Origin of the sequence: Streptomyces megasporus (assembly GCF_000718985.1) — a bacterium.
Taxonomy (GTDB): domain Bacteria; phylum Actinomycetota; class Actinomycetes; order Streptomycetales; family Streptomycetaceae; genus Streptomyces; species Streptomyces megasporus.
In genome coordinates this window covers 200,629-210,798 of record NZ_JODL01000024.1, presented here as the reverse complement: position 1 = coordinate 210,798, position 10,170 = coordinate 200,629, and the positions used below count along the sequence as shown (strand labels likewise).

General features: G+C 73.2%; 12 protein-coding genes. 5 read left to right on the top strand and 7 right to left on the bottom strand.

Annotated features, from left to right (window positions below):
• Window positions 1–503: SDR family NAD(P)-dependent oxidoreductase (locus tag IF47_RS0120250; RefSeq protein WP_157840009.1), on the bottom strand; the 503-nt coding region annotated here is incomplete at its 3' end.
• Window positions 504–679: 176 nt separating this feature from the next.
• A complete protein-coding gene (locus tag IF47_RS0120245) occupies window positions 680–1,258 on the bottom strand; it encodes a L,D-transpeptidase (protein WP_031510297.1) in 579 nt (192 codons plus the stop codon).
• Between the two features lie 109 nt (window positions 1,259–1,367).
• On the opposite strand from IF47_RS0120245, the gene tsaB reads away from it, so the two are divergent.
• The 3 genes from tsaB to tsaD all read left to right on the top strand — a co-directional run bounded on the left by tsaB (window position 1,368) and on the right by tsaD (window position 3,815).
• Complete coding sequence (gene tsaB / locus IF47_RS0120240; protein ID WP_031510296.1) at window positions 1,368–2,054, top strand: tRNA (adenosine(37)-N6)-threonylcarbamoyltransferase complex dimerization subunit type 1 TsaB; 687 nt, start codon at window positions 1,368–1,370, stop codon at window positions 2,052–2,054.
• Window positions 2,055–2,122: 68 nt separating this feature from the next.
• Entirely contained in the window at window positions 2,123–2,686 is a 564-nt protein-coding gene (rimI, locus tag IF47_RS0120235; protein ID WP_078591995.1) for a ribosomal protein S18-alanine N-acetyltransferase, read from the top strand.
• On the top strand, window positions 2,679–3,815 hold the full coding sequence (tsaD, locus tag IF47_RS0120230) for a tRNA (adenosine(37)-N6)-threonylcarbamoyltransferase complex transferase subunit TsaD (protein WP_031510294.1): 1,137 nt from the start codon (window positions 2,679–2,681) through the stop codon (window positions 3,813–3,815). The genes rimI and tsaD overlap by 8 nt, the downstream gene beginning before the upstream one ends.
• A 45-nt stretch (window positions 3,816–3,860) precedes the next feature.
• Here tsaD and IF47_RS0120225 read toward each other — a convergent pair whose 3' ends face one another.
• The 3 genes from IF47_RS0120225 to IF47_RS0120215 form a co-directional block, all read right to left on the bottom strand.
• Window positions 3,861–4,265, bottom strand: coding sequence for a DUF779 domain-containing protein (locus tag IF47_RS0120225; RefSeq protein ID WP_031510293.1), 405 nt, complete (start codon window positions 4,263–4,265; stop codon window positions 3,861–3,863).
• Entirely contained in the window at window positions 4,265–5,782 is a 1,518-nt protein-coding gene (gene adh / locus IF47_RS0120220) for an aldehyde dehydrogenase (protein WP_031510292.1), read from the bottom strand. The genes IF47_RS0120225 and adh overlap by 1 nt, the downstream gene beginning before the upstream one ends.
• Window positions 5,783–5,958: 176 nt before the next feature.
• Window positions 5,959–7,197, bottom strand: a complete 1,239-nt coding sequence (locus IF47_RS0120215) for a GAF domain-containing protein (RefSeq protein WP_031510291.1) — start codon at window positions 7,195–7,197, stop codon at window positions 5,959–5,961.
• Between the two features lie 239 nt (window positions 7,198–7,436).
• On the opposite strand from IF47_RS0120215, the gene IF47_RS0120210 reads away from it, so the two are divergent.
• The gene (locus IF47_RS0120210) at window positions 7,437–7,697 is read left to right on the top strand and encodes a hypothetical protein (RefSeq protein WP_031510290.1); all 261 of its coding nucleotides are present in this window, start codon (window positions 7,437–7,439) and stop codon (window positions 7,695–7,697) included.
• A 49-nt stretch (window positions 7,698–7,746) separates the two neighbouring features.
• Here IF47_RS0120210 and IF47_RS0120205 read toward each other — a convergent pair whose 3' ends face one another.
• Together IF47_RS0120205 and IF47_RS0120200 are read right to left on the bottom strand one after the other, a co-directional pair.
• Window positions 7,747–8,961, bottom strand: coding sequence for a class I SAM-dependent methyltransferase (locus tag IF47_RS0120205; protein ID WP_031510289.1), 1,215 nt, complete (start codon window positions 8,959–8,961; stop codon window positions 7,747–7,749).
• 25 nt (window positions 8,962–8,986) lie between these two features.
• Complete coding sequence (locus IF47_RS0120200) at window positions 8,987–9,559, bottom strand: Uma2 family endonuclease (RefSeq protein WP_031510288.1); 573 nt, start codon at window positions 9,557–9,559, stop codon at window positions 8,987–8,989.
• A gap of 256 nt (window positions 9,560–9,815) precedes the next feature.
• Between IF47_RS0120200 and groES the strand changes: the two genes are divergently transcribed.
• The gene (gene groES, locus IF47_RS0120195; protein WP_031510287.1) at window positions 9,816–10,127 is read left to right on the top strand and encodes a co-chaperone GroES; all 312 of its coding nucleotides are present in this window, start codon (window positions 9,816–9,818) and stop codon (window positions 10,125–10,127) included.
• The last annotated feature ends 43 nt before the right edge of the window (window positions 10,128–10,170 follow it).

Below are 10,170 nucleotides of genomic sequence, written 5' to 3'. Positions count from 1 at the left end.
GGTCCGTCGGCGGCGCGCCGCTCAGCATCGTGAAGCAGTACATCGAGCAGCAGAACCGGCCGCTCTGACCCTGGCTCAGGTGAACAGTGCGGATCCGTGCACACAGCTGAGGTCAGAGCAGTTCTCAGATTCGCTTCACCACCGGGCTGAAGCCCGGTGCACTGCGAATAGACCCGGTAGCGCCGCCACTCGTCGTCGGTGATCTCCGGGGCGGGCCGGGGGCCGAAGATCCCGAGGTTGTTGATCAGAACGTCGACCTCGGGCAGCTTCTCGACCACCCGCGCCGCGCCGTCCTCCGTGGTGACGTCGGCGGCGACCTCCACCACCTCCGCGCCCGGGACCTCCGCCCGGAGCCGTTCGGCCGCCGCCGCGACGCTCTCCTCCCGGCGGCCGTTGACCGCCACCCGGGCCCCGGCCCGGGCCAGACCGCCGGCGATCGCCGCCCCGATCCCCCCGGTGGACCCGGTGACCAGAGCCGTCCTGCCCGACAGGTCGATGCGCATCGGTGCGCCTCCTTCACCCGCCCCCGTGGGGCGTCCTCGGTGTTCCCGACGTCCTCGGCGTCCCATCCTCGGCCCGCGCGCCCCACGGAAGACGGAACGACGCGGGGGAACGGCGCGGGGAACGGCGCGGGGAACGAGCCGGCGGCGGGGAGTCGGGAGAGTCCGGGAGGACGGGGTCAGGGGACGACGACGACCTTCGTGCCGAGCGTGGCGAACCGCCACATCGCCTCGCCGTCCTCCGGCTTCTCCCGGATGCCGCCCGTGCCCTCCTTCGGGGGCCCCTCGGGCAGCGAGCCGTCCACCGCGGCGCTGAAACCGACCACGACCCCGTCGACCTGCGTGAACAGCACCACGTGGGCGATCGGCACCCCGTCGGTGCCGGTGACGCGCTCGGTGCGGGAGGTCACGGTGTACTCGCCCGGCAGCGGGTCCACCGCGCCGGGGACGACCCGGTAGGTGTGGGTGACCTGCTCGTTCGCGCCCACCAGCCACACCCGGTCGGTGCCCAGGGAGTAGACGACGCGCTCGCCGGCGCCCGACTCGGCCGGCAGCGCGGTCCGCTCGCGCTCCTCGGACTTCCCGCGCTCCTTCTTCCCCGCGCCGGGGGAAGGAGAAGCCGAGGCCGCGGGTTTGCGGTCGGTGTCCGGCCCGCGCCGATCCTGTGCGGCGTCCGCCTGGTAGGCCAGGAAACCGACGACGGCCAGTGCCGCTGCGGTCAGCCCGGCCACGACCACCCCCGCGCTGCTCCGTGCCACCCTCTCGCCCGCCTCCCGCGCTCCGGCCCCATGAACCGGTCTGATCGTACGCCTGACCGTAGCAGCCGCCGCGGGACAGACGGCCGGCAGCGCGCCGTAGGCTAAAAGCGTGCTCCTGCTCGCTCTTGACACCGCCACCCCCGCCGTCACCGTCGCCCTCCACGACGGGACGCGGGCCCTCGCCGCCGCGGACGAGGTGGACGCCCGCCGCCACGGCGAACTGCTGCTCCCGGCCGTCGACCGCGTCCTGGCCGAGGCGGGCGCGTCGCTCGGCGACGTGACCGGCATCGTCGTCGGCGTCGGACCGGGGCCGTACACCGGACTGCGGGTCGGCCTGATGACGGCGACGACCATCGGGGCCGCCCGGGACATCCCCGTCCACGGCCTGTGCACCCTGGACGGCATCGCGTACGCCGCCGGAACCGCCGGACTGGAGGGCCCCTTCACGGTCGCCACCGACGCCCGCCGCAAGGAGGTGTACTGGGCGCGCTACGCCGACGCCCGCACCCGCCTCACCGACCCGGCCGTGGACCGTCCGGCCGACATCGCCGACCGGGTCGCGGACGTTCCCGCCGTGGGCGCGGGGGCGCGGCTGTACGCGGACACCTTCACCGGCGTGCGCCACGACATGCCCGAACACGTCTCGGCCGCCGCCCTGGCGGCGCTGGCGGCCGAACGGCTGGGCGCCGGCGACGGCACCGGACCGGACACCGGCTTCCTGCCGCCACTGCCCCTGTACCTGCGGCGGCCGGACGCCAGGGTGCCCGCCAACTACAAGGTGGTCACGCCCCGGTGACCGGCACCGACCGGCGGCCCGACCAGCAGCCCGACCAGCGGCCCGAACGGCAACCCGTCCTGCGCGAGATGCGCTGGTGGGACATCGAACCGGTGCTGGAGCTGGAGAGGGAACTCTTCCCGCACGACGCCTGGTCGCCCGCCATGTTCTGGTCCGAACTCGCCCATGCCCGCGGCCCCGCCGCCACCCGCCGCTACGTGGTGGCCGAGACCGTCGACGAAAGCGGCGGGCGCGTCGTCGGTTACGGCGGCCTCGCCGCCGTGGACGGCACCGGCGACATCCAGACCATCGCCACCGCCCGCGACCAGTGGGGCACCGGCCTGGGCAGCCGTCTGCTCACCGCCCTCCTGCGGGCCGCCACCGACTTCGAGTGCCGGGAGGTCCTGCTGGAGGTCCGCGTGGACAACGTCCGCGCCCAGCGCCTGTACGAGCGCTTCGGGTTCGAGGCGATCGGCGTGCGCCGCGGCTACTACCAGCCGGGCAACGTGGATGCCCTCGTGATGCGCCGCCCCGCGGACACCGAACCCGACCCAGCGGACCCATCGGGCTCCTTCGACACATCCGACGCACCCGACACACCCGGCACACCCGACATAACGGAACGCCACCAAGGAACGACGACCCATGGCTGACGAACCCCTGGTCCTCGGCATCGAGACCTCCTGCGACGAGACCGGCGTGGGCATCGTGCGCGGACACACCCTGCTCGCCGACGCGGTGGCCTCCAGCGTCGACGAGCACGCCCGGTACGGCGGCGTGGTGCCCGAGGTCGCCAGCCGCGCCCACCTGGAGGCGATGATCCCCACCATCCAGCGCGCCCTGAAGGAGGCCGGCGTCTCCGCGAGCGACCTGGACGGCATCGCCGTCACCGCCGGGCCCGGCCTGGCGGGCGCGCTGCTGGTGGGCGTCTCGGCGGCCAAGGCGTACGCCTACGCGCTGGGCAAGCCGCTGTACGGCGTCAACCACCTCGCCTCCCACATCTGCGTCGACCAGCTCGAACACGGCGCGCTGCCCGAGCCGACGATGGCCCTGCTGGTCTCCGGCGGGCACTCCTCCCTGTTGCTGTCGACCGACATCACCTCCGACGTGAGGCCGCTGGGCGCCACCATCGACGACGCGGCGGGCGAGGCGTTCGACAAGGTCGCCCGCGTGCTGAACCTCGGCTTCCCCGGCGGCCCGGTCATCGACCGCTGGGCCCGCGAGGGGAACCCGGACGCCATCGCCTTCCCCCGCGGCCTCACCGGCCCGCGCGACGCGCCCTACGACTTCTCCTTCTCCGGTCTGAAGACGGCCGTCGCCCGCTGGATCGAGGCGAAGCGGAACGCGGGCGAGGAGGTGCCGGTCGCGGACGTCTCGGCGTCCTTCCAGGAGGCGGTCGTCGACGTGCTGACCCGCAAGGCGATCCGCGCCTGCAAGGACGAGGGCGTGGAGCACCTGATGATCGGCGGCGGCGTCGCGGCCAACTCGCGGCTGCGCGCCCTGGCCGAGGAGCGCTGCGAGGCCGCCGGGATCACCCTGCGGGTGCCGCGCCCCAAGCTGTGCACGGACAACGGCGCGATGGTCGCGGCCCTGGGGGCCGAGATGGTCGCCCGCGACCGCGCCCCCTCCGACTGGGACCTGTCGGCCGACTCCTCCCTGCCGGTCACCGAGCCGCACGTCCCGGGCACGTCCCACGCCCACGACCACACGCACGGCCACGGCCACGGCCACACGCACGAGCACGTGCACGAGGTGAGCGCGGGGAACCTCCACGGCGCGTGACGCGAACGCGGGGCCGGACGCCCGCCGGCGTCCGGCCCCGCGGCGTCAGCCGGCCGTCCCGTCCCCCGTCGGCAGCGGCGGCTCCGCGGCGACGCGCGCCGACTCCTCCTCGGTGAGCAGCCGCGAGCGGAGCAGGAACCGCACGCCCTCCGGGGCCTCCAGGGAGAAGCCGGAGCCCCGGCCGGGCACCGCGTCGACGGTGAGGTGGGTGTGCCGCCAGTACGCGTACTGGTCGGCGCCCATCCAGAACGGGGTGTCGCCGGCCACGTGGCCGAGCAGGACGTCCGAGGCCCCGACCCGGAACTCGCCGCGCGGGTAGCACATGGGAGAGCTGCCGTCGCAGCACCCCCCGGACTGGTGGAACATCAGCGGTCCGTGCCGGGCGGTCAGCCGCCGCACCAGGTCCTCGGCGGCCGGCGTGAGCTCCACGCGCCTGATGCGCTCCGTCATCAGAAGAACCCGAGCTTCTTCGGCGCGTAGCTGACCAGCAGGTTCTTGGTCTGCTGGTAGTGGTCCAGCATCATCTTGTGGTTCTCGCGGCCGATCCCGGACTTCTTGTAGCCGCCGAAGGCCGCGTGGGCCGGGTAGGCGTGGTAGCAGTTGGTCCACACCCGTCCCGCCTTGATCGCCCTGCCGAGGCGGTAGGCGGTGTTGCCGTCCCGGGACCACACGCCGGCCCCGAGCCCGTAGAGGGTGTCGTTGGCGATCTCCACGGCCTCGTCGAGCGAGTCGTACGTGGTGACGGAGACGACGGGACCGAAGATCTCCTCCTGGAAGATCCGCATGTCGTTGGTGCCGCGGAAGATCGTCGGCTCGACGTAGTAGCCGCCCTCCAGCCCCTCCACGGTGCGGGGGCCGCCACCGGTGAGGACCTCGGCGCCCTCCTTCCGGCCGATGTCGATGTAGGAGAGGATCTTCTCGTACTGGTCGTTGCTCGCCTGGGCGCCGATCATGGTGGCCGGGTCCAGCGGGTCGCCCTTGACGATGGCCTCGGTGCGCTCGACGCAGCGGGCCATGAACTCGTCGTGGATCGACGAGTGGATCAGCGCGCGGGACGGGCAGGTGCACACCTCGCCCTGGTTGAGCGCGAACATCACGAAGCCCTCGACGGCCTTGTCCAGGAAGTCGTCGTCGGCCGCCATCACGTCCGGCAGGAAGACGTTCGGGCTCTTGCCGCCGAGCTCCAGTGTGACGGGGATGATGTTCTCACTCGCGTACTGCATGATCAGCCGTCCGGTGGTGGTCTCGCCGGTGAACGCCACCTTGGCCACACGCGGGCTGGACGCCAGCGGCTTGCCCGCCTCGACGCCGAAGCCGTTGACGACGTTGACCACGCCCGGCGGGAGCAGGTCGGCGATCAGCTCGATCACCAGCAGCAGGCTGACCGGGGTCTGCTCGGCCGGCTTGATGACCACGCAGTTGCCGGCGGCCAGCGCGGGCGCCAGCTTCCACGCGGCCATCAGGATCGGGAAGTTCCACGGGATGATCTGGCCGACCACGCCGAGCGGCTCGTGGAAGTGGTACGCGACGGTGTCGGCGTCGACCTCGGAGATGCTCCCCTCCTGGGCGCGGACGGCCCCCGCGAAGTAGCGGAAGTGGTCCACGGCCAGCGGGATGTCGGCGGCCAGCGTCTCGCGCACCGGCTTGCCGTTCTCCCAGGTCTCGGCCACGGCGATTTTTTCGAGGTTCTCCTCGATGCGGTCGGCGATCCTGTTCAGGACCTTGGCCCGTTCCGTGGTGGAGGTGCGACCCCACCGCTCCGCGGCGGCGTGGGCGGCGTCCAGGGCGAGTTCGACGTCCGCGGCGGACGAGCGGGCGGCCTCGCAGAAGACCTTCCCGGTCACCGGCGAGACGTTCTCGAAGTACCGGCCCTCCACGGGAGCGACCCAGTCGCCCCCGATGAAGTTGTCGTATCGCCGGGCGAAGCCGACGACGCTGCCGTCTGTTCCGGGCTGCGCGTACACCATGGCGGCTCTCCTCGGTGGATGGCATCGGTGAGTGGACCGTCGCGGCGGCCGGATCCGCCGTGACGCGCATCACTGTGGACCCACGAGGTTGGTGCGAGGTTGGCGCCCGAGCCGGCGTCCGGAGCGAGCGGTTCGGCCTCCGCCCTCCCGATTCCGGATTCCGGCCGACGGGGACGTCAGTCGCGCAGGGCGGCGGTCAGTCGGCCCGCCGCGATCGCGCGGCGGGCGTCGTCGGGATCCAGCAGGCGCAGCGCGTGCTCGTGCACCTCCGCGTCGTACGGTGCCCGCTCGCCGTGGCGCAGGGCGTGCTCGGCGTCGGAGCTCGCCAGGACGGCCTCCCGCACGGCGACCTCCAGACGCGTCCGCCACTCCTCGATCCCCGGTGCCTCGGAGCGGGGGAGCAGCGGGCCGCGGTAGTGGCGCAGGGCGGTCGCCGTGTCACCGCTCTCCAGCGCCCGCAGCACGTCGACGGCGTCGCAGGAGACGGGCACGGTCAGCGCGTACCGGCGGGTGGCGACGCCGCCACCGAGAGCCCGGCGCAGGTGGGAGATCTCCGCCTTGACGGTGGAGGCGGTGACGGCACGGTCGCCGTACAGGGCCTCGCGGAGCCCGGCCGGCGGGAAGCCGTCCGGCTCCAGCGCGAGCAGCGTCAGGATCTCCACCTGCCGCGGGCGCAGCCGCAGGGGCCGGCCGCCCCGCACGGCCTCCTCGGCGCCCAGGCAGTTCAACCGCACACCGGGCGGACCGCCGTGCGGACGGACGGGCGGCTCGACGCGGAGCCGGGTCTCGATGGCGGACGCCAGGGTGCGCACGGTGGACATGGCCAGCGGGTGCGAGCGGTCCCAGGTGGTGGAGAGGTCCAGTACGCCCAGGACGCGTCCGTCCGGGCCGTGGATCGGCGCGCAGTAGCAGACCCAGCCGTGCAACGCCGTGACCAGGTGTTCGGCGGAGAACACGGTGCTGGGGCGGCCGGTGCGCAGGGCGAGGGACAGGGCGTTGGTGCCCATGGCCTGCTCGTCCCACCGGCCGCCGGGCGCGAAGTTGACCCGCTCGGCACGGCGGAGCATGGTCGGGCCGCCGCACGTCCACAGGATGGTCCCGGACTCGTCGGTGACGGCGGTGATGAACCCGGCGTCGTCGGCGATGCCGCGCAGTTCGTCGGCGAGGTCGGCGACCGGTCGGCGCAGCGGCGAATCCGCCCAGCGGTGCCGTACGGCGTCCCCGTCGGACGCCGGGGCGCTGTCCCGGTGGGGGTCCACGCTGGGCAGCGAGCGCATCCAGGACTCGGTCACCTCTCGGCGCGGCACCTTGCCGCCGCCGGGCACCAGGCCGGCGGCTTTCAGCCGGGGCACCCAGCGGGACCACTCGTCCTCCAGCGCGGCCCTGCGGAGCCGGAGGTCACTGCGCTGTGACATGGGCTTCCCCTGTCGTCGTGCGGAGACGATCGGCCGGTGCCGGCGAGGACCGCGCGCCCGGCCGGTCCTCGGTCCGACGACAGTGTTATCGGCCGCCGGGGAAGAAAAAACAAGGTCGCGCGCCACCCTGCCCGCGATCACCCCGCCTCGGCACACCGCTGCCGTCGCCGCCGCGCCCGACCGGCTCACCGGCCGCGGGCCCGGCGCGCGATGTCCGGGCGAGTGGGCAGAATCGTGCCATGACCGTTGCTCTGATGTGGGAGGCCCGGGCCGCCGACGGCCGTGGCGCGGAACTGCTGGAGTGGGCCCGCGCCCAGCCCCTCGACCCCGCCCCGCTGCGCCGCGAGACCTTCACCGCCTCCACCGACCGGGTGTTGGTCATCACCTGGTGGGACGCCCCCTACGACGCCCTCGACCTGCCCGAGCTCCCCACCCCGCCGAACGAGTTGATCCGCCGCCCGGTCCACCACTGGCGCTTCGAGAGCCTGGAGGTGTCGTGACCGCTCCCGGCGCTCCCGGCGCTCTTGGCGTTCCCGGTGGGGCTCGGGGTCAGGGGACGGGCCGCCCCAGGAGGGCCGTGGGAGCGCCCGCGACGCGGGTGAGGAAGACCGTGGCCGCGTTCGGACCGGTGGGCTTCAGCTTCCGGCGCAGCTCGTCGGGCTCGACGGCCGAGCCGCGCTTCTTGACCGTCACCGTCCCCACCCCGCGCTCCCGCAGCAGTGCCCTGAGCCGCTTGACGTTGAAGGGGAGCACATCGGTGATCTCGTATGCGCTCGCGTACGGCACCGGGCGCAGCTCGTCGCTCGTGACGTAGGCGATCGTCGGGTCGATCAGGCGCCCGTCCACCCGCTCGGCGACCTCCGCGACCAGGTGGGCGCGGATGACCGCGCCGTCCGGTTCGTACAGGTAGCGGCCGACCGGGCCGGCCGGCGGGTCCGGCAGACCGGTGGAGGTCAGGGTGTGGGGGCCGGGCAGGAGGGTGGCGCGGACGTCGCGCTTCCCGTGCGGGCCGGTGCCGAACCACAGCACGGCCTCCTTCACGTCCCCGCCGTCGGAGATCCACTCGGCCGCCGCGTCCTCGGGCACCGCCTCGTGGGGAATGCCGGGGGCGACCTTCAGGGCGGCGCACGGGGCCCGACGGGCGGCGGCGACGGCCCAGGACAGCGGGGGCGAGTACGCCTCGGGGTCGAAGATCCGGCCGCGCCCACCGCGCCGGGCCGGGTCGGCGAAGACGGCGTCGAAGCCGTCGGTGTCCACCTCCGTCACGTCCGCGCACCGCACCTCGACGCGGTCGGCCAGACCCAGCGCCTCGGCGTTGGCGCGGGCGACGGCGCAGGTCAGCGGGGAGCGGTCGACGGCCAGGACGCGGATGCCGGCGCGGGCCAGCGCGATGGCGTCGCCGCCGATGCCGCAGCACAGATCGGCCACGGACCGCACCCCGAGCGCGGCGAAGCGCCCGGCGCGGTACGCGGCCACGCTCGCGCGGGTGGCCTGCTCCACGCCGTCGGGGGTGAAGTACATCCGGGCGGCGTCCCCACCGTCTCCGCCCCCGAACTTCGCCGCCGCCCGCTGCCGCAGCCGCGCCTGGCCGAGGGCCGCCGAGACCAGCTCGGCGGGGTGGTCACGGCGCAGCCGGGTGGCGACGGCCAGCTCCCGCCCGGGGTCGTACGACCGCAACTCCTCCAGCAGGGCCTGCCCCTCGTCGGTCAGCAGGGCGTGGAAGACGGAGACGGGGTCGGACTCGGAACCGGTCGGCGCGTGCACCGGCCCATCATCGCAGCGGTCGCGCTCAGCGGTGGAACAGCGTGGTCAGGTCGATGTCCATGGGGAAGGGGACGGGGACGACGAGCTTGTCGCGGTGGATGCCGGTGGCCACGTACGCGCCGGTGGTGTCGTCCAACTCGTAGACGTGCACGACCGGGATGCCGTCCTCCTCCTCCACCCGCCAGAAGTGACGGATGCCGGCCCTGGCGTACTTCAGCGGCTTGGTCTCCCGGTCCCGCACCGCCGACTCGTCCGAGACGATCTCGACGGCGAGCACGACCTCCTCGGGGAGGTAGGAGGTGCGCTTTTTCTGGGGTGGAGCGTCGACGACCAGGATGTCCGGTTCGGGGCGCTGGCGCTCGCCCAGCCGGATCGACATCTCGGCGGGGACCCGCAGGTGGTGGGGGGCGGCGAGTTCCATCGCGTTGGCCAGCCGCCGCATCACCATGCTGTGGAACTCGGTCCGCGGCGGCGTCATCACGAGGGCTCCGTCGATCAACTCGAAGCGCGGGGCGCCCGGCGGCAGCCGGTCCAGATCATCGGCGGTCCAGCCGCCCGGCGGCGGGTAGAACCAGTCGGGCAAGGGCTCTGCGGTCATCGGCGGCACTCCTCACGGGTGGGCACCTGCGACGCGGTGTGCGGTCAGCATATCGGCGCGAAGGCGCGCAACGCGCCGTGCGTTGGCACTCCGGTTGACTGAGTGCTAACGCCCGCCTAGTCTCGACGTTGGCACTCTCCTTGAGCGAGTGCCAATCCCAGCGACGGGCAGATCCGGCACCCGCGACGACGGATCTACCAGGTCGCCACCCCAGACATCCAAACCCCGTGAGATCTCCGAAGGGGGAGGTCGGATCGTGACGACCGCCACTAGCTCCAAGGTTGCCATCAAGCCGCTCGAGGACCGCATCGTGGTCCAGCCGCTCGACGCCGAGCAGACCACCGCCTCCGGCCTGGTCATCCCGGACACCGCCAAGGAGAAGCCCCAGGAGGGCACCGTCCTGGCCGTGGGTCCGGGCCGCTTCGAGGACGGCAACCGTCTGCCGCTCGACGTCAAGGTCGGCGACATCGTGCTGTACAGCAAGTACGGCGGCACCGAGGTGAAGTACAACGGCGAGGAGTACCTCGTCCTCTCGGCTCGCGACGTTCTCGCGATCATCGAGAAGTAAGCACCGCGAAGACTGCCTGTGGTCCGCGCCCTGGTACCCGTGT

What these genes read in the sequence shown, in the direction of transcription:
- IF47_RS0120225 (WP_031510293.1), bottom strand. Translation starts at nt 4,265, where the DNA reads ATGACGGAGCGCATCAGGCGCGTGGAGCTCACGCCGGCCGCCGAGGAC.
- IF47_RS0120215 (WP_031510291.1), bottom strand. Translation starts at nt 7,197, where the DNA reads ATGTCACAGCGCAGTGACCTCCGGCTCCGCAGGGCCGCGCTGGAGGAC.
- rimI (WP_078591995.1), top strand. Translation starts at nt 2,123, where the DNA reads ATGCGCTGGTGGGACATCGAACCGGTGCTGGAGCTGGAGAGGGAACTC.
- IF47_RS0120200 (WP_031510288.1), bottom strand. Translation starts at nt 9,559, where the DNA reads ATGACCGCAGAGCCCTTGCCCGACTGGTTCTACCCGCCGCCGGGCGGC.
- adh (WP_031510292.1), bottom strand. Translation starts at nt 5,782, where the DNA reads ATGGTGTACGCGCAGCCCGGAACAGACGGCAGCGTCGTCGGCTTCGCC.
- tsaD (WP_031510294.1), top strand. Translation starts at nt 2,679, where the DNA reads ATGGCTGACGAACCCCTGGTCCTCGGCATCGAGACCTCCTGCGACGAG.
- IF47_RS0120210 (WP_031510290.1), top strand. Translation starts at nt 7,437, where the DNA reads ATGACCGTTGCTCTGATGTGGGAGGCCCGGGCCGCCGACGGCCGTGGC.